This is a genomic window from Desertihabitans brevis (assembly GCF_003327535.1).
Lineage (GTDB): Bacteria > Actinomycetota > Actinomycetes > Propionibacteriales > Propionibacteriaceae > Desertihabitans > Desertihabitans brevis.
The window spans coordinates 13,555-31,308 of the sequence record NZ_QOUI01000012.1 but is presented as its reverse complement, the minus strand read 5'-3'; the positions used below and the strand labels follow the sequence as shown (position 1 = coordinate 31,308).

The window sequence follows — 17,754 nt, the reverse complement described above, 5'->3', positions numbered from 1 at the left end:
GGCTGGTGAGCGAGCGCACCCTGTCCGTCAAGTACAGCGCCGACCTCGGCACCGCCCCCAGGGACCTCGAGCGACTCGCCGCCGCCTACGACAGGGTCGCCGACTCCGCGACAAAGGCCGGCAACGTCAAGCTCGCCGGGATCTCGGCCACCACCCAGCGGATCGGCGCTGAGGCTGAGCGGGCCGCGCCCAAGGTCGGCAGGCTGGGCACCGCCCTCGCGGCTGTGGACCGGCAGTCGGCCAGCCTCGACCGGATCGGAGGCGGGCTCACCCGTCTCGGGCTGGCCGCCGGGGTAGGTCTGGGCGCGGTCACGAAGGCCGCGATGGACTGGGAGTCCGCGTGGGCTGGGGTCACCAAGACCGTCGACGGCTCCGACGCCGAGCTCGTCCAGCTGGAGGGCGACCTGCGGCAGCTGGCGAAGACGATGCCGGCCGCGCACGGCGAGATCGCCGCCACCGCGGAAGCCGCGGGCCAGCTCGGCGTCAAGACCAAGGACGTCGCCGGCTTCACCAAGACGATGATCGACCTCGGCGAGACCACGAACCTCACCGCCGAGGACGCCGCCACCTCGCTGGCGCAGCTGATGAACATCATGGGCACCGCTCCGGAGAACGTGTCCCGGCTCGGGTCGACCCTGGTCGCTCTCGGCAACGACGGCGCGTCGACGGAGCGGCAGATCGTCGAGATGGGGCAGCGGATCGCCGCCGCCGGGAAGCAGCTCGGCCTGTCCGAGACCGACGTGCTGGCCTACGCGAACGCTCTCGCCTCCGTCGGTGTCGAGGTCGAGGCCGGCGGCACCGCTATCTCCACCTTCATGATCCGGGTCGAGCAGGCCGTCCGATCTGGTGGGCCGGCGCTGGAGACCATCGCCGAGACCGCGGGGATGACCGGCGCCGAGTTCCAGACGGCGTTCCGTGATGACGCAGCCGGCGCTCTCAACACCTTCCTGGTCGGGCTGAACGACGTCCAGGTGCAGGGCGGGAACACCAACGGCATCCTCAAGGCGCTGGAGATCAACGGCATCCGTGAGGCTGACGCCCTGCGGCGTCTGGCCGGCTCGGGTGATCTGCTGTCGGCGTCGCTGGAGACCGGCAACGAGGCTTGGCGGGAGAACACGGCCCTCACCGACGAGGCCGCCAAGCGGTACGCCACCGCCGAGTCGCAGGTCACGATCGCGTGGAACAACATCAAGGACTCCGCGATCGACGCCGGCGCCGGGATCCTCCCAGTCGTCACCGACATCGCCAGCGCGGCCGCTGAGCTCGCCTCCGCCTTCGGAGGCCTGCCGCCGGAGATGCAGTCCTTCATCGTGCAGGGCGGCGCTGTGCTGGCCGCGGTGGGGCTCCTCGGCGGCGGTCTGATCAAGGCGGCGACGTCCGCCGCCGGCCTGTACACCTCGTTCCAGGACCTGCGCAGGTCGAGCCCGGCCGTCGGGTCGGCAGCCACTCGGATGGGCCAGGCTTGGGATCGGGTCGGCACTGGCGTAATGGGCGCTACCGCGGCTCTGGCGGCGCTGCAGGCGGCCGGGCTGCTGGTCGACAAGCAGTTCGCGGACATGTCCCGCACCACCCAGCAGCTGTCCGGGGACCTGTCCAACCTCGCCTCCGGAGACGTCGCCGCCGTCAACGCCAGCTTCGACGGCATCTACCAGGGCGTCGACACCATGGGGCAGGCGTTCTCCTTCCTGGCCGGGACCGATGGGCCGCTCAACGCGGCCGCCCGCGGCCTGTTCGGGTTCACCTCCGCGATCTCCGGCACCGAAGGGCCAGCCGAGATGATGGAGGCACGGCTGCGGGAGATCGGCGCCGGGCTGGCCGCCTTGCACGCCACCGACGCCCCAGCGGCCGCGGCCGCGTTCCAACAGCTGCGGGTCGCCGCCGAGGAGAACGGCTACTCGGTACAGGCACTGATCGACCAGATGCCGGAGTACCGCGACGCGCTCCTCGCGCAGGCGGAGGCCCAGGGCGTCACCAACCTGACCGCCGGCGAGCTGGCGGACTGGATGGGCGGGAAGATCCCGACCGCGATGCAGGCCGCCTACGAGGCGTCGGGTGAGGCCACGGGGGCCACGCAGACCCTGATGGGCGCCCAGGACGAGCTGAACGCTGCCAGCAAGCGCCTCGACGAAGAGCTCGGCAACGTCATCGACTCCCTCACCATCCTCAAGGAGGGGGCGCTGGGCGCGGAGCAGGCGAACCTGGCGTGGGAGGAGTCGATCGACGACCTGACCGCGGCCGAGGGCGAGAACCGGGCCGAGCTCGACGCGAACACCGAGGCAGGCCGCCGGAACCGGCAGGCCGTCATCGACGCGATGACCGCGATGAACGACAAGGCCACCGCCGACTTCAAGGCCACCGAGGAGTCGAAGGGTCTGTCCGCGGCGACGAAGCAGGCGTCGGAGAACCTCAAGACGAACCGGCAGCGGCTCGAGGACGCTGCCGTGGCCGCGGGCTACTCCCGTGAAGAGGTCAAGAAGATGATCGACCAGTACCTCCTCACCCCGGAGGAGCTGGCCACCCAGATCAACACACCGGGCATGACTGCCGCCCAGACCGAGGTGCAGCGGCTCCAGGAGCGGATCAAGGAGCTGCAGGACAAGGAAGTCGACGTCCGGGTCAACTACCGGGTCCGGTCCGACGGGTCGGTGCAAATCGGCAACAAGGTCGCCAGCCCGTACGCGACGGGCGGTCAGATCGTCTCCAACGGCCACGACATGGTGTCCGCGCTCGGCGGCGGCATGCTGTCCGGCCCGGGTGGGCCGACCGACGACAAGCTCCTGCTGCTGGGGTCGAACCGGGAGTACATGATCCGGGCATCCAGCGCCGACAAGATCGGCAAGCGGGACCTGGACTACATCAACCAGCACGGGCGGCTGCCGCGATACCGCGACGGCGGTCTGGTGTCCCGCGACGTCGACGTCGTGCTGCGGACCAGCGAGGCGCCGTCGTTCGAGCAGCGGATGACGGACATGACCGGCAAGGTCGTGAACATCGTCGGTGCCGCGGTCGAAGCGGCCATACCGAAGAACGTCGGCACCGCACCGATGGGCAGCAACGGCATCACCAGCCTGCGCGGGTTCCGGTTCACCGAAAACTTCGCCAACCGGCTGCGGGCCGTGGAGGCGCAGTGGGGTCGGCTGAACATCACCCAGGGCGGGTTCCGTCCTGCTACCTCCTACTCGGGCACCTCCCACGCCGGGGACGCGGTCGACATCGCCCGCCCCTACAACTCCCGGCTGATCAGCCTGCTGCGAGCTCAGGGGATCGCTGCGTGGGATCGTGCCGGGCGGGGGAACTGGATCGACCACATCCACGGCGTTCCCCTCCCCTACGCCGGCAAGGCGGGCGGGTCGGGGATCTGGCAGGCGCAGGACTACCTGCGCGGCGGTGACGGCCTCGCTGATGGTGGGCTGCTGTACGGGCCGGCCGGCCGGGACAACCTGCTCGCTCGGGTGACCGGCGGCGAGTACGTGGTCAACCCGGTCGACACCTCGAAGCACCTCCCGCTGCTACACCAGATCAACTCCGGCCAGCTCACCCCGGCACGGCACTACTCGACCCCGGCCGGGGGCGGCGGGCATAGCGACATGAGCGAGATCGTGGCCGCGCTGGAGTCGCTGCCGCTGGTGGATGCGCGCTACTCGCAGTTCGGGACGGACGCGGATGAGGTGGCCCGGCGCCTGGACCAGCGGCGCCAGAACGCCCTGGTGGTGTCGGGAATCGCTAGGAGGCGGCTGTGACGGTCTTCGCGTTCGCCGCTCCCCCGTCCCCGCCGCCGTCGACCCCGGTTCCTCGTTGGACGACGAACACGATCCTGTGGACCGCTGACGGGCGTACATGGGATCTGTGCTCGGGCGCTGGTGGGGCGGTGCTGTGGTCCGGTGTGCGGGGGTTCGCGATGCCGCCGTTCCGGCAGCACAAGCAGACTGCGCCGGCTGTCGCGGGGGCGCGCTGGCGGGGCTACTCCACCGACGAGCGTGAGGTGTTCTGGCCGCTGGAGGTGTACACGTCGGCGGGCACGGAGGCGTGGTTGTCGCTGGATCGGGAGTTCTGGCAGACGATGCACCCTGGCAAGACGGGTCTGTGGTCTGTCATCACCCCGTCCGGGCAAGCCCGCCACCTGCGACTCCGGTTCACCGACGACGGCAACCCTGAGTTCCAGGATCCGCCCGAGCGGGTCGGCTGGCACCTGTACGGCATCACTCTGCATGCGGAGCAGCCGTTCTGGACGGGTGAGCCGATCCGGCAGGCGTGGTCACGGGGTGTGGATCTACCGTTCGTGCCGGAGACGGGCGCCCCGCCGTTCAACATCTCCGCCACCGCCACGCTGGAAACCGCGAACATCACCAACCCGGGCGATGAGGACGCGTACCCGGTGTGGACCTTGTACGGGCCGATCACGTCGGCGTGGATGGGGGTGGGCGACAGCAGGATCCACGTGCCGTTCACGCTGCAGGAGGGCGAGTTCCTGCGAGTCGACACCGCCCCCACCGACGGGCGGGCCATGTTCGGGCAGATCCCGTACGTGCCCGGCAAGGGCATCGACCGGACTGCGGATCTGGGGCCGTCGACCGAGTACGCGGAGATCCCTCCTGGTGAACGGCGGAAGCTGTCGCTGGACATGGAGGGCACCGGCACGGTCGAGGTGTCGTTGACCCCGCTCTACCACAGGGCGTGGTGAGGATGGGGCCGTTCAAGATCACCCTGTTCGACAAGACCTTCCAGCGGCTGGGCTGGCTGTCGGATCCGATCGAGGTGCGCTGCACCCCCCGCCACAACCGGATCGCTGAGTGCTCGATCACGGTGCCGGTCGATCACCGGCAGCGGAACCTGCTGCAGGCGCCCGGTGCGCGGATCACGGTCGACCACCGAGGCGAGCAGCAGTTCTCGGGCACGTGGGATGGGCTGGCCGCCCAAGGCCCGACGCTGGACGGGACAACGACACTGACCTACACGGGTGACCTGGCGTTGATCTACGACATGCTCGGCTACCCCCGACCGGGGTTCCCGGTCGGCCAGCAGACCGTCGAATCGGACAACCGCACCGGCCCCACGGAGACAGTGGTGAAGGCGGTCATCAGCGCCAACAAGGGCCGCTGGGGTGCCGTCGGGGACCGGATCATGGTGGCCCCCGACTCCGGCCGCGGCGCGGCTTCCCGCGTCAGGCTGCGCATGGTTCCTCTGTCCGACCAGCTCGAGCAGATCCTCGACCGGGGCGGCATCGGCCTGACCGTGCAGCAGATTGACGGGCAGCTGGTAGTGGACTGCTACGAGCCGGCGACGTTCCCGATCGCGCTGCGGGAGGAGTCGGGCGCGCTGCTGGACTGGCAGTGGTCCCGCTCCGCACCCACCGTCACCCGGGTTGTCGTGGGTGGCGCCGGTGAGGGCACCGCACGGATCTTCCGCAACCGGGTCGACACCGCACGTGAGGCGGAGTGGGGGTTCGTGCGGGAGCATTTCGTCGACGCCCGCGATGTCGGCGCCGACGACCCCGACATGGAGACCCTGCTGTCGGAGCGGATGGACGAAGCCCTCGCCGAAGGCGCTCCCACGGCCGGGCTGGGAGTCACCCTGCAGGACACGGGCGCGTTCTCCTACGGGGAGAACGTGCACGTCGGAGACCGGGTCACCCTCCGCTTCGGCTCCGGCCTGGAAGTCACCGACATCCTCCGCGAGGCGACGCTGGTGTGGTCCCGCGACACCGGCCCCGCCGTCGAAGCCACCCCCGTCATCGGTGAGCGGACCGACGACCCCGACCTCACCCTCATCCGCACAGTCGCCGCGCTCGCTCGCGGCGACCGAGCCCGCCGTACCCGATAGGAGCACCCATGGCGATCATCTCCAACGGCTACGTCGGCCAGATCATGCAGGGCGACCAGTTGGGCCGCTGGCACGGGTGGGCGGCCGGGCGCCGCTACTGGTGCTACAGCCATGCCGGTGGCGGCAGGATCAGCGTGATCCCCTCCGGCACCCGCGAAGTGGAAGCCTCCCCCGGCTACCTGGGCGCCTACGGCATCGTCGACCAGATCACCACGGACACCCCCCGTCAGATCCTGCAGCTCCCGGCGCCGTCGTCGGGAAGCCGGCACTACATGATCGTGATGCGCCGCGAGTGGGGGTCCAGCGCGGAGCAGCCGGGCCGCTCCTACCTCGCCTTCATCGACGCTGGCGATGGGCAGGTCCTGCCCACCCGGAACACCGACTACGGCACCCTCGACGACCAACCCCTCGCCCTGTACCGGGTCACGTTCGGAGAGAGCATCCCGCAGTTGGTGGCGGACCTGCGCATGGTCGGCACCGAGGGGAACTTGTACGCCCGCTCCGAGCTGGTGCTGCAGTACATGGAGTACCCCGGTGCTCGAGTCCGCATCGGTGACGACGAGTGGCGCTATGAGCCGTCCTACGACTTCAACGGGGCCGGCTGGCACCGGTATCCCTTCGTGGAAGGCCGCGAGGTGCCGGTGAACATCGCCCCGAACTTCACCGGGGCCTCGACGTTCGCGCATCGGCAGGGCCAGCGGGTCACGCTGCGGGGGCTGATCCAGTCCACACGGGGGAACCTGAATCCCGGCAGACGCTACTTCATCGGGGATCTGCCCACCCGGTTCCGCCCCACCGGGTCAAATCGGAGGTTCTACGTGCCCGGCTGGGCTGACCGGAACACCGTCCCGACGTGGCTGCTGTACGTGCAAGCCGACGGCGATCTCTACGTCGACGTGGTTGGCCCGGGCCGCACCGCCGACATCTACCTCGACTCCGTGACGTTCCCCGTCGGCGACTGAAAGGACAACCACTGATGACCGATCTCGCCGAGCTGACTGATGTCTACCAGTTTCCCGACTTGGTTGCGTGGGACCGCGATGCGGGGCAGCCCCGACCGAACGCGAAGGCGCAGGTGTACGCGACCTCGGATGTGCTGTTCGAGAACCCTTTGCCGATGTGGGACTCCTCTGGGGTGCCCATCACCGAACTGGACTCTGGCCCGCTGGGGATCTGGCCTGGGCCGAAGATCCAAGGGCATGTGACGGTGATGGTGAAGTCCGGGGACGCGCCGGCGCTCCCCTGGCAGACCAACGAGGCCGCACAGCGGGCGATGGTGAAGGCCGATGCCGCCGAGGGCCGGGTGAGCAGCTTCGAGCCCCGCGTGGACAAGGCCGTCACTGATGCATCGTTGGCGCTGCAGCTCGCCGAGGAGGCGACGCTGCCGTCTGTTGAGCTGGTCGATGCCCGCATCCAGGAGTCGGGGCTGCCTGCCGCTGTCACGGACGCGGTGCAGCGCGCTCAGGCGGCCGAGACTGTGGCAGCCGCCGCTGGTGGGGAGGCGAACGAGGCTGCGACTGGTGTTGCGGCGATGCGCCCGCGTAACAGTGGGCGGGCCGTAGGCCAGGGCGAGCTGATCTTCAACGTCAGGGACTTCGGCGCCGTGGGCAACAACACCACCAACGACTCCGCCGCCGTCCAGGCCGCCCTGACCGCCGCCGCGGGGAACCGGCTGGTGTGGCCCGCCGGCACCTACCTGATCGCGCAGACCCTCTCCGGGCTCCACCAGGTCCGCCATGAGGGACCTGGCCAGATCGTCCGTGGGTCGGTCACCTTCTACCCGGCCCCCAAGAAGAGCCAGCCGAACCGGCTCTACGTCCACCCGACCAGCGTCAACGCCTCGGACACCAACGACGGCATCACCAGCATCACGCCGTTCAAGACGGTCCAGGCAGCGTTCAACGCGCTGGTGAACTATGGCCCCGTGCTGGACGGGGAGTGGACCATCCAGCTCGCAGCAGGCATCTACGACGAGGCAGTGCGGGTGCCCGAGAACCTGCGCTCGGTGTCCCCGGTCACGATGCACGGGCCCGACGTGGGCGGCCACCCCAACGTTCCCACCGCTCGGTTCTCCCGCGGCGCTGGGGCGGCCTACCTCGGGCTTCGGGTCTACAGCCCCATCGAGTTGACGGTGAAGGACGTCAAGTTCTCCGACTACAACGGCACGTCCAGCTCGGGTGGGATCGGGGCGGCCAACGGCGCGGTGGTCAACGCGGTCAACGTCCATGCCTTCCGGTGCTTCTACGGCCTGACCAGCCAGGGGGCACGGCTCGACGCCAAAGGGGGCATCATCGAGGACTGTGGCCGCCTCCCCGACGGCAGCGGCGTGGGCGCGGGCATCCGCTCGCTGATGTTGTCGCGCCACTCCATCGGCACCCAGAACGCGGGCACCCTGGCGCTCGGGCCGATCATCAAGGGGTGCAGGTACGGCGTCTACGCCCAGGAGTCCAGCACGGGCCACGTGGACTACGTGACCTTTGAGGACAACGAGGACGCGGTGGTGCTGCGGGTCAACAGCCGCGCCAATCTGACCGGCTCCAGCTTCGCCCGCAACTGGCGCGACGTCCGCGCCGACGGCAACAGCCACGCCTTCTTCTTCGATCCGGTGTTCGGCACGGGGGCCAACGAGTCCCAGGTGCACCTGCTGTCCAACACCGGCGCGGAGGTGACCGGTGCGGCCTACTTCACCGACCGTGATCCGGCCTACGCGGTGGTACCCAAGACGCTGCAGACGATGTACCCGAACCAGTCGATCAAGGCCACCACGACCACCCTGATCCACCGGAACGAGCTCAAGGCGCCGTTCTGGCGCAACATCTCCACCGGGCTGACCGGAGGCAAGACCGTCCGGGTGCGGGTGATCGGCGAACTGATCGGCACCGCCGGCACCAAGCGCGTCAACCTGCGCCTCGGCGACTCCACCCCTGCGTCGATCGTCTTCACCGCCGTCGAGACGGGGCCGTTCGAGGTTGTCGGGACGATCTTCTTCCGCGACATCGCCAGCCAGCTGATCCACTGCTCCGGCACCCGCCATCTCGGCACCAGCGTCCGGCATGCCGTCGTCCCAGCCACCGAGGCGATGACCGCGGACACGTGGGCGCAGGTCGACGGGCAGGTTGAGAACACCGCCGACACCCTGCTGATTCACGCGGTCGAGCTCGGGTGGACCGGATGACCCCCCGAGGTGACCGAGTGGACCGTCCAGACCCCGCCGCACGGCATCGACCGAACCGGCGCCGGGTGTCCCGCCGCGGCCTCGGACCACTCGCCAGGAGCTGCTGATGGTCGACAGCCTCGCCGCCCGCGACGTCCTCCACCGGCAGCTCACCGGCGTCATGATCGCCCTCCACATGGCCGTCGCCCTCCTCTACCTCTTCGCCCGCGCCGCGTTCTCCGCACCCGTGCGCGACATGCCCGCACTGCAGCCGATCCTCGGCCAGCACCCCTTCTGGGGGCTCGTACACGCCGCCATCGCGGCCCTGCTCATCGCAGGCCTCGTCACCGTCCGCCCCCCACTGCCGTCGATCGCCTGCCACGCCTCCGCCGCCTGCTGGCTGGTGTGGGGCCTGCTCCTGCTCGTCTGGGGCGCTCTGGCCACCGCCAGCGTGTCCCTGGTCGGCCCCATCCTCGCCCTCGTCGGCGGGGTGCCCCTGAGCTGGCTGTGCGCTCGCGCGTGGACGACACGGGAGCACTGATGCATGGATCCGGCGCTGCTGTCTCAAGCGATCGTGGTGGTCGCCCTCGTCGTGATCGCCCTCGGGTCACGGTTCACCGACTCCGGCCGGAGGAAGGCACGCCGACTCCGGGCTGCGGAACACACCGTGGACGTCCTGCGGTCCTCCCTGTCGGAGCACCGGCGGCTGATGTACCGGCACAACGAGCAGTGCCCCACGCAGATCATGATCCCGCCACGTCCGCAGGAGGCCGCCGATGACGAAGATGGATGAGGAGGAGTTCGGCGTGCTCGACCGCGACGATCTGGTGCGGAAGAACCGGTGGTTGATCGTCCTCGTGGTGGCGGCCGCCGTTCTGGCTGCGGTCGCTGGGGCATGGTCGGCGAACGCATGGCAGTCGCAGGAGTCGGCCTCGACCCTCGCCGAGCAGGTGCAGCAGGTGTGCTCTGAGGGCGGGCCGCAGGCTCGCCGGCTGGAGCAGCAGGGTGCGTGCCAGACCGCGGATCGGGTGGAGCAGCAGGCTCCGCGGCCGGGACCTGCGGGGCCAGCTGGTCCGCCCGGGCCGCCAGGGCCGCCAGGGCCGATCGGACCCCGAGGTGTGCCGGGGGATGACTCGACGGTGCCTGGTCCGCGTGGGCCAGGTGGCGAGCCGGGTCCGACGGGTGCGCCCGGTCGTCAAGGCGACCCGGGCACACCGGGCACTCCGGGGGACGATGGCCGGCCTGGCGAACGCGGGGCGCCCGGAGCCCCGGGCGAACCGGGCGCAGCGGGTGAGGACGGCGGGCCCGGTCCTGCCGGACCGCCCGGAGCCGCAGGGCAGGACGGCGCACCCGGCCCGGCTGGCGCACCCGGGGAGCGCGGGCCGCAGGGTCCTGCTGGCGGCCCCGGCGAGCCCGGTCCCACAGGGCCGCCAGGTCCAGCTGGGCCACAGGGCCCGCCGGGCGCCGACTCCACCGTTCCCGGACCTTCGGGTCCTGCTGGCCCTCCGGGGCCGCAGGGCGAGCCTGGCCCGGCTGGCGGCCCGTCCGGCCCTCCCGGCCCGCCGGGACCGACTGGAGAGCCCGGCCCGGCCGGTCCTCAGGGTGAACCCGGCGCCGACTCAACCGTCCCGGGCCCCGAAGGACCCCAGGGCCCCGCCGGCCCCGCCGGCCAGGACGGCGAAGACGGCGAAGACGGCCGCGGCATCGCCGACCTCGAGTGCACCGACGACGGCTGGATCGTCACCTACACCGACGGCACCACCGACAACGCCGGCTCCTGCCGCCCTGGCGGCCTGCTCGGCTGACCATCACCCACCTACCACCCGGCTACCCGGTCGGGTGCTCCGCCATGCCCAAGGAGGCCGCTGTGCCCCGTTCGCTCTACTACCCGAAGGCCGACCGGCGCAGTCAGCTGTTCGTCGGCCGCTACCCCGGCTCGGTGATCACACCGAACTGCGGCGTCCTCCACACCACCGAGACCCCGTCCTGGCCCGGCTACAACGGCGGCGCCGCTGCCCCCACCAGCACCTACCACCCCGGCCTGCGCCGGTGGCGGCAGCACTTCCCGTTCAACCGCTCCGCCCGCGCCCTAGTCGACCGTGCCGGCGGCGCGGCCACCAACCGCGGCAACACCGTCCAGTTCGAGCTCATCGGCACCTGCGACAAGACGTACTGGAACCGCTGGCACCGCCTCTACCCCACCCTCGTCTACTGGCCCGACCCGCCGGCTCACGCCCTCCGCGACCTCGCCGACCACCTGGCCTGGCTCCACGACGAATGGGGCATCCGCCTCGACACCCCAGCCCGGTTCCTGCCCTACCCGTCCTCCTACGGCTCGGCCCGCGGACAGCGGCTCACCGTCGCCCAGTGGAACCGGCTCTACGGCTGGGTCGGACACCAGCACGTCCCCGAGAACGACCACGGCGACCCCGGGAACCTGCCCATCGGCCGCCTACTCGACCTCGCCCGCGGCGGCACCGCCGCCCCTGTCCAGCCCGCACCACCTCCGGCCCCGGCCGAGAAGGGACTCCTCGACATCATGACGAAGCACATCAACACCGTCCAGGGCGACGACCAGACCGTTGCCGCGAACAGCGTGGCCACCCTCCGCACCGGCAAGTACCAGAACTTCCTCAAGGGGCCCTCCTACCCGACGATCGTCACCGCGACCGTCGAGGTCCGTGGCCTCAAGGACGGCGACCCCCTCGACCTCGAGATCACCGCCCAGCAGGGCAGCAAGACCATCCGGGAGTCGCTGTCCACCATGCGCGGCAGCGCCGGCTCCCCCAACCGGCTCAACGCCGGCCAGGTCACCTTCACCGGCGCCACCGGCAAGGACTTCATGAACTTCGTCCGCGTCCACAACCCCAACCCGTACCCCGTGACCGTCGCCTACGTCCGCGTCCGCGGCTGGGCCCAGTGAAGGAGCAGACGATGAACCGCGAACCCCTCTTCACCGTCGGCGGCATCACGGCCGCCGTCGCCGCCGTCCTCGCTCTCCTCGTCGCGTTCGGCGTGCCGCTGACCGACGACCAGCAGAAGGCCATCCTCGGCGTCGTCGCCGCCCTCGGCCCCCTCGCCGTGGCGCTCATCACCCGCCGCTACACCGCCGCGTGGGCCACCGTGCTCGAGCAGCAGGCCAAGGACGGCACCAAGGTCGCCGGCCCCGCGAACCCCCTGGTTGCTGAGGGTGAGGAGATCCCCGACCTGGACGACCCGCACACCGCGAACCCATGGGCGGGTACACCCCGCACCGTCCCGCCCGAGCTCGGCGGTGACGCTGTCGCGTACGAGGTCGAGACCTACGAGCCCGAGCCCGACCCGGAGCCGGCCGGAGAGCGCTACCTCGACACCGACAACGACGGCACCCCCGACGTCCGGTGACCCTCCTCGCCGCGCTGGCCGCGGTCACCGCCGCGACGGTAGCTCTCGGGCTGCTGCTGCACCGGTGGCTCGGCTGGCGCGACGACCGGATCCAACGCCGACGTGAGCTCGACGAACACCTGCACCGCGATCTTCGACGCCGCGATCACCGCTGACCGGGGAGGAACCCGCTCATGACACAGATGCTGCAGCCCAGCCCCGACTGGAACACCGTGATCTGCCGGTGGATGGGCAACCATCTCGACGGGTCCGCGGCCCTCGGCAACCTCAAGGTCGTCTACAACGGCGCCGGGCCGTTGCTCGACCCCGACCCCACCAACCCGATGTCGGTGTTCGTGAACCCGCTCATCGTGCCCATCACGACCACCACCCTGCTGATCGACGGCGAGACCCGCGAGGTCGGGTTCTGCCAGTTCGAGCTGCCCGCCTCCAACGACCCCGACATCGTCGGCGGCGGCGGCTCCTACTCGTTCACCGAGGACCTCAAGAAGGGTGGCGGGCGCAAGGACGTCCCCTTCATCGCCGACAAGGACGCCCCCGACGGCGTCATCTACCTCAACACCCTCGCGGGTGGCACCCCGACCCCGGGGGAGCCGCTGTCCGTGGTGACGGTCCAGGAGTTCAACGAACTCACCGAGCGGGTCAACCTGCTGGAGGACAACCCTGGGGCCGAGTTGACGTCCTACACCGCGCAGGTGGAGGCGCTGGACGACTACCCGGCAGCGTTCCCGCCCGGACCGCACGCCCACCCGGCCTCGCAGATCAGCGACGCCACCACGGTCGGCCGCGACGTCCTCACCGCATCGTCCGCCACCGCTGCACGCACCGCCATCGGCGCCGGCACCTCCAACCTGCAGCTGGGGGTGGGGCCGACCACCGCGAAGGCCGGCGACTACACCCCCACCTACGACGAGATCACCGGCAAGCCGCCCGTCTTCCCGCCGGCGCCGCACACCCACGACATCGACGACGTCGACGGGCTGCAGACCGCGCTGGACGGGAAGATGGCGGCCGGCGCGGCCGTCACCTACGGGCAGCTGCCGGCCGGCTCCACCGTCACCGTCTCCGCGTCGCTGGCGTCCCGGCCGACGTCGGACACCGATGTGGTGGTGCAGGCTGTCGGGCCGACCGAGCCGGCGTGGCTCATCAACGGTGACTTCTGGCTCGAGACCCCGGCCTGACATGCCCACACAGCGTGTCGTGGAGTGGCACAAGACCGCTCTAGGGCTCATCCGGCTGGGGCGGAGCGTCGTCGACCGCGACGCACTGGTTGGCGGCAACTACATGCCCGGGCCGGGCACAACCGGCGTGATCGACGAGACCACGCTCACCCTCTACAACGGCGGCCAGAACTTCAACCCGTCAGGCAGCGCGCCGGAGACCTTCGAGGGCTACCGCTACCAGGGCATGGTCTACCTCAACTGCTCCAACAAGACCTTCCGCAACTGCCTATTCGAGGGGCCAGCCAGCCCGACCGGGGCCATCGTCCAAGGCAACTACGACGCCAGCTCGGGCAACACCTTCGAGGACTGCACGTTCCGCCCGCGCACCGCCAACGACGTCGTCAACTGCGTCCAGGGCCGCGGGCTCACCCTGCGCCGATGCGACATCTCCGGCGGCGTCGACGGGGCGGGCGCCACCCGCGGCAGCACCTCGCTGCGCTCCGACGTCGTGGTCGAACAGTGCTGGATCCACGACCTGCTGTACTACCGCCCCTCCGACACCCACGCCGACGGCCAGACCCACTCCGACGCGATCCAGTGGCACGGCGGACTGGGGCTGACCGTGCGCTACAACCGCATCGAGGGCTTCTCCCCCTCCCCCGACGCGAACCGTCCCGACGACGGCGCTGGCGGCGGGGCGCCGTTCTACCCGCTGAACGTCATCATGAGCCTCCTGATGGTCAACGGCACTGCGTCCGCCCCCACCGGGGAGCTGCTTGTTGAGGGGAACTGGATGGACGGCGGCTTCGTGCTGATCAACGCGCAGCAGACCGCGAACTGCCTCACCACCGGACCCAACCGGATCATCGGCAACCGGTTCGGAGACGCGGTCGGCTACACCAGCCCCGTCCCGCACATCCTGAGCACCCGCTCCGACAAGCAGATCGAGTTCACCGGCAACACCCACTGGGACAAGGCCATCCCGCTCGCCACCGGCACGGCGGCCAACCACCGCGTCAACGTCTAGGAGGCACTGATGGCGATCCGCCGCAACAACCTGCGCGGCACCCCGGGCGAGACGGTCACCGCCGCCAACATGGTGCCCAGCGGCGACCCGTTCGACTTCATCGCTGGCGGTTCAGCCGTCTACATTGACGGCGGCGGGATGGAGCTGGCGCTCGGCTCCGGCCAGACCTACGGCGCCGCCACCGACGACCAGGCGGGTACCAGGTTCGTGTGCGCCACGCTGGCCCCGTGCCCGTCCGGCCACACCGCCGAGACCGGCGTGCTGTCGATGACCTCCGGCGGAACCTCCCGCACCCGCATCCTGGTCCCCACCAACTACCGGCCGCGGATCGCCAGCGGCTCGACCGGCGTCACCGCAACCCAGATGCCGGACCCGCTCACCCCCGGCGAGCTGTATCTGTGGGAGCTGGCCTACACCCCCGACCCGGGCGGCGGCACCGGCGTCATCCAGTACCGGGTCAGTCAGCCCGACGGCACCCTCATCTTCGAGTGCCCCGCCCAGACCCACAGCATGATCGGCTCCCCCGCGTACCGGTTCGGCACCGCGCAGACCACCCACGGCCTCACCACCCAGAAGATCCGCGACGCCCAGTGGGGGCCGCTGGAGTCGGGCTGGATCGGCCCGTACCCGCCGCCGGCCAACGAACCCCCAGTAGCGAACGCCGGCCCAGACCAGCTGGTGGAGGCCGGCCAGCAAGTCACACTTACCCTCACCGGCACCGACCCCGACGGCACCATCACCGCCGCATCGTGGGAACAGACCAGCGGCCCCACCGTCGACCTCGACGGCACAGGAGCCGTGCGGACCTTCCGCGCCCCCATCAGCCTCACCGACACCGCGCTCGGGTTCCGCGGCACCGTCACCGACGACGACGGCGCCACCGGCAGCGACACCATGCAGGTCACCGTGCTGGCTGCGCCGCTACGGATGAAGACCGCAGGCGGGCTCGTACCTGTCGTCCGCCACCGCAAGACCTGAGCACCCCAACCGCCGGCCATCCACGCACGGGTGAGCCGGAGCCCACGGTGATGGGCAAACGTGAAGCGCCCCCTCTGGACCAACCGGAGGGGGCGCTTCACGTGTTTGGAGGTTCGCCCTGACGAGCTGTCCCAACGGGCTGCCGCAGTAGTGTTGCCGACATGGAACTTGCGCCGAGGACGTGGTTCTACACCCGCGTCGGCATCGGAATCTTCGACGAGGCCTGGTGGGAGTTCCGTACCCGACTCTTCGCCGCAACGATCCTGCCCTCGGTCGCCCGCTTCTGCCAGCAAGGCGCCCGATGGGTGCTCGTCATCGACGAAGACCTGAGCGACAGCAGGGTCGCCGCCCTTAAGGCGATGGTCGCCGAGGCCGGGATCACCAGCCAGGTCACCCTGCTCCCCGTCCAGTTCCACACCGACCTCTTCGACGCCCTGCACGTGCTCCTGCTCGAGCAAGCAGACGAGCGCCGCGTCGGAATCGTCCGCGTGGACGACGACGACGCCCTCGCCGCGGACTTCCTCTCAAGGGCCTCCCAACACCTACGCGAAGACGCATCCGCCCTCGTCACCATGACATCGGGGTGGGAGGTCGCACTCGCCGAGCGCAAGAAGCGACCAATGGAACTCCGCTTCGGCTCCCTGAACACCCTCTACTGGGGACTGCCCGACACCTTCCGCTCCTACGCCGCGGTGGGACACCACAACCTGCCCATCTGGGCCGAGAAGAACGGCATCCCCGTGGTCGCCGACAGCGAAGGTGACCGCATGTTCATGTACATGCGGCACAAGCAGTCCGACTCGAGCTTCGGGGGCCGGCGCAAGGCCATCCTGGAAGACCCGGCGGTGCACGACATGACGGCCGAAGCGATCGAGCGCTTCGGACTCGACCCCGACCGCTACACGGCCTGGCGGGAGTTCGCCCGGACCGCACCCGGCACCGGCTCGGCGAAGACATGGGCACTGGCCGCGGACATCGTGGCGGCTGCCCGGGCCGAGCCCGAGAAGCGGGCGGAGCACAAGCGGCGGCTGATCGAGGCCACGCGCAACGTCCTGCAGCAGTAGCCCCCGCAGTTCCCTCTTCGACCGTCGCGGGAGCGATCGGCCAGCGCCTGACTTGGGCCACATCTTGGGCCACACGACCACGCAGCACCTCCTGTCGGCCGCACAACCACGCGGTCGATCAGCCACGTCGGGCCACACCGCTCGCCACCGCTCGCAGCGCCAGCACACCCACCCGAACCGCGTGTGACTAGGTGAAACACCAGAGCCCCCGACAGGATTCGAACCCGCGACCTGCTGTTTACAAGACAGCTGCTCTACCAGCTGAGCTACGGAGGCAACCCGGTCATTGTGCCGGACGTCGGCCGCCCGACGACACCCGGAAACCACGGTTTACCAGCGCCTCGATCTCCCGGCGGACCTCCTCGCCGAGCGCGGGCATCGACATCCGCGCGCGCCACGGCCGACCGGTCTGGCGCGCCAGGGCGAGCTTCTGCCGGGCGATCGAGGGGCCGAGGACGTCGACCACCCGGTCGACGGCCGGCTGGGCGGCGGCGTCCCCGGGCTGACGGACGGCCTCGAGGAACGGCTGCGGGAGCACCGGGAAGCACCCGGAGACGACGCCCGTGCCACCGACGCCGGTGATGGTGAGGAGACGGCGGTCGTCACCGGTGTACAGCTCCTGGTCCGCACGGAGGGCGGCACGGTAGCCGGCCAGGTGGTCGTTGGCCGAGCCGGACACCTTGATCCCGCGGACGTGGTCGAGGCCGGCGATGGTGGCCAGCGCCGCCGGCGTCACGGTGGCGCCGGTCCGCTCGGGGAAGAGGTAGGCGTAGGTGGCCAGACCCGGCTGCCGGGCGCTGAACTCCCCGAAGAAGTCGACCACCTGCTGCTCCTCGACCGGCAGGTAGTACGGCGTGAGCAGCGCGACCCGCGTCAGACCCAGCTCGGCCGCGGCGGCGGTCAGCGCGAGCGCCTGGTGGAGGCTGGCCGCACCGACGTGGGCGACCACCCGGTCCGGGCCCAGCTCCTCGGTGGCCACCCGGAACAGGTGCACCCGCTCGGCGTCGGTCAGCGCCGGGAACTCCCCCGTCGTCCCCGCGACCAGGACGTCGCGGTGCGGTTCCGGCAGCCGCCGCAGCAGCTCGCGGAACGCCGGCTCGTCCACCTCCAGGTCGGTGTCGAACGGGGTCGGCAGCGCGCTGATCACGGCAGGCGGTCCCATGG

General features: G+C 70.4%; 15 protein-coding genes and 1 tRNA gene. 14 read left to right on the top strand and 2 right to left on the bottom strand.

What is annotated here, in order from left to right:
* Positions 1-5 precede the first annotated feature (5 nt).
* The 14 genes from DT076_RS16585 to DT076_RS16515 all read left to right on the top strand — a co-directional run bounded on the left by DT076_RS16585 (position 6) and on the right by DT076_RS16515 (position 16,590).
* Positions 6-3,740 (top strand): phage tail tape measure protein, encoded by a 3,735-nt coding sequence (locus DT076_RS16585; RefSeq protein ID WP_114127824.1) that lies wholly within the window; start codon positions 6-8, stop codon positions 3,738-3,740.
* Complete coding sequence (locus DT076_RS16580; RefSeq protein WP_147264179.1) at positions 3,737-4,681, top strand: phage tail family protein; 945 nt, start codon at positions 3,737-3,739, stop codon at positions 4,679-4,681. Before DT076_RS16585 ends, DT076_RS16580 begins: the two co-directional genes overlap by 4 nt.
* Before the next feature lie 2 nt (positions 4,682-4,683).
* Positions 4,684-5,820 (top strand): Gp37-like protein, encoded by a 1,137-nt coding sequence (locus DT076_RS16575; RefSeq protein ID WP_114127822.1) that lies wholly within the window; start codon positions 4,684-4,686, stop codon positions 5,818-5,820.
* Positions 5,821-5,828: 8 nt separating this feature from the next.
* Positions 5,829-6,782 (top strand): hypothetical protein, encoded by a 954-nt coding sequence (locus DT076_RS16570; RefSeq protein ID WP_114127821.1) that lies wholly within the window; start codon positions 5,829-5,831, stop codon positions 6,780-6,782.
* Between the two features lie 14 nt (positions 6,783-6,796).
* Positions 6,797-8,995 (top strand): glycosyl hydrolase family 28-related protein, encoded by a 2,199-nt coding sequence (locus tag DT076_RS16560; protein WP_233494024.1) that lies wholly within the window; start codon positions 6,797-6,799, stop codon positions 8,993-8,995.
* Between the two features lie 106 nt (positions 8,996-9,101).
* Positions 9,102-9,515 (top strand): hypothetical protein, encoded by a 414-nt coding sequence (locus DT076_RS16555; protein ID WP_114127818.1) that lies wholly within the window; start codon positions 9,102-9,104, stop codon positions 9,513-9,515.
* A 3-nt stretch (positions 9,516-9,518) separates the two neighbouring features.
* Positions 9,519-9,767 carry a hypothetical protein gene (locus tag DT076_RS16550; protein WP_114127817.1) on the top strand — a complete coding sequence of 83 codons (249 nt, stop codon included), beginning with the start codon at positions 9,519-9,521 and terminating at the stop codon, positions 9,765-9,767.
* A 1,074-nt stretch (positions 9,768-10,841) separates the two neighbouring features.
* Positions 10,842-11,897 carry an N-acetylmuramoyl-L-alanine amidase gene (locus DT076_RS16540; RefSeq protein ID WP_114127816.1) on the top strand — a complete coding sequence of 352 codons (1,056 nt, stop codon included), beginning with the start codon at positions 10,842-10,844 and terminating at the stop codon, positions 11,895-11,897.
* 11 nt (positions 11,898-11,908) lie between these two features.
* The gene (locus DT076_RS16535; RefSeq protein WP_114127815.1) at positions 11,909-12,358 is read left to right on the top strand and encodes a hypothetical protein; all 450 of its coding nucleotides are present in this window, start codon (positions 11,909-11,911) and stop codon (positions 12,356-12,358) included.
* Positions 12,355-12,513 carry a hypothetical protein gene (locus DT076_RS19465; protein ID WP_158548176.1) on the top strand — a complete coding sequence of 53 codons (159 nt, stop codon included), beginning with the start codon at positions 12,355-12,357 and terminating at the stop codon, positions 12,511-12,513. The genes DT076_RS16535 and DT076_RS19465 overlap by 4 nt, the downstream gene beginning before the upstream one ends.
* Before the next feature lie 18 nt (positions 12,514-12,531).
* The gene (locus tag DT076_RS16530) at positions 12,532-13,539 is read left to right on the top strand and encodes a hypothetical protein (protein WP_147264177.1); all 1,008 of its coding nucleotides are present in this window, start codon (positions 12,532-12,534) and stop codon (positions 13,537-13,539) included.
* 1 nt (position 13,540) lies between these two features.
* Complete coding sequence (locus DT076_RS16525) at positions 13,541-14,548, top strand: right-handed parallel beta-helix repeat-containing protein (RefSeq protein WP_147264176.1); 1,008 nt, start codon at positions 13,541-13,543, stop codon at positions 14,546-14,548.
* 9 nt (positions 14,549-14,557) lie between these two features.
* Positions 14,558-15,526, top strand: a complete 969-nt coding sequence (locus DT076_RS16520; RefSeq protein ID WP_114127812.1) for a PKD domain-containing protein — start codon at positions 14,558-14,560, stop codon at positions 15,524-15,526.
* A gap of 161 nt (positions 15,527-15,687) precedes the next feature.
* Positions 15,688-16,590 carry a glycosyltransferase gene (locus DT076_RS16515; RefSeq protein ID WP_114127811.1) on the top strand — a complete coding sequence of 301 codons (903 nt, stop codon included), beginning with the start codon at positions 15,688-15,690 and terminating at the stop codon, positions 16,588-16,590.
* Between the two features lie 203 nt (positions 16,591-16,793).
* Here DT076_RS16515 and DT076_RS16510 read toward each other — a convergent pair.
* Positions 16,794-16,866: transfer RNA gene (locus tag DT076_RS16510), tRNA-Thr, on the bottom strand.
* Positions 16,867-16,873: 7 nt separating this feature from the next.
* On the bottom strand, positions 16,874-17,752 hold the full coding sequence (locus tag DT076_RS16505) for a dihydrodipicolinate synthase family protein (RefSeq protein WP_114127810.1): 879 nt from the start codon (positions 17,750-17,752) through the stop codon (positions 16,874-16,876).
* Between the last annotated feature and the right edge of the window lie 2 nt (positions 17,753-17,754).

Excerpts from the sequence above, each read along its gene's own strand:
- DT076_RS16575 (WP_114127822.1), top strand. The coding sequence starts at position 4,684 with ATGGGGCCGTTCAAGATCACCCTGTTCGACAAGACCTTCCAGCGGCTG.
- DT076_RS16570 (WP_114127821.1), top strand. The coding sequence starts at position 5,829 with ATGGCGATCATCTCCAACGGCTACGTCGGCCAGATCATGCAGGGCGAC.
- DT076_RS16560 (WP_233494024.1), top strand. The coding sequence starts at position 6,797 with ATGACCGATCTCGCCGAGCTGACTGATGTCTACCAGTTTCCCGACTTG.
- DT076_RS16555 (WP_114127818.1), top strand. The coding sequence starts at position 9,102 with ATGGTCGACAGCCTCGCCGCCCGCGACGTCCTCCACCGGCAGCTCACC.
- DT076_RS16550 (WP_114127817.1), top strand. The coding sequence starts at position 9,519 with ATGGATCCGGCGCTGCTGTCTCAAGCGATCGTGGTGGTCGCCCTCGTC.
- DT076_RS16535 (WP_114127815.1), top strand. The coding sequence starts at position 11,909 with ATGAACCGCGAACCCCTCTTCACCGTCGGCGGCATCACGGCCGCCGTC.
- DT076_RS16530 (WP_147264177.1), top strand. The coding sequence starts at position 12,532 with ATGACACAGATGCTGCAGCCCAGCCCCGACTGGAACACCGTGATCTGC.
- DT076_RS16525 (WP_147264176.1), top strand. The coding sequence starts at position 13,541 with ATGCCCACACAGCGTGTCGTGGAGTGGCACAAGACCGCTCTAGGGCTC.
- DT076_RS16520 (WP_114127812.1), top strand. The coding sequence starts at position 14,558 with ATGGCGATCCGCCGCAACAACCTGCGCGGCACCCCGGGCGAGACGGTC.
- DT076_RS16515 (WP_114127811.1), top strand. The coding sequence starts at position 15,688 with ATGGAACTTGCGCCGAGGACGTGGTTCTACACCCGCGTCGGCATCGGA.
- DT076_RS16505 (WP_114127810.1), bottom strand. The coding sequence starts at position 17,752 with ATGGGACCGCCTGCCGTGATCAGCGCGCTGCCGACCCCGTTCGACACC.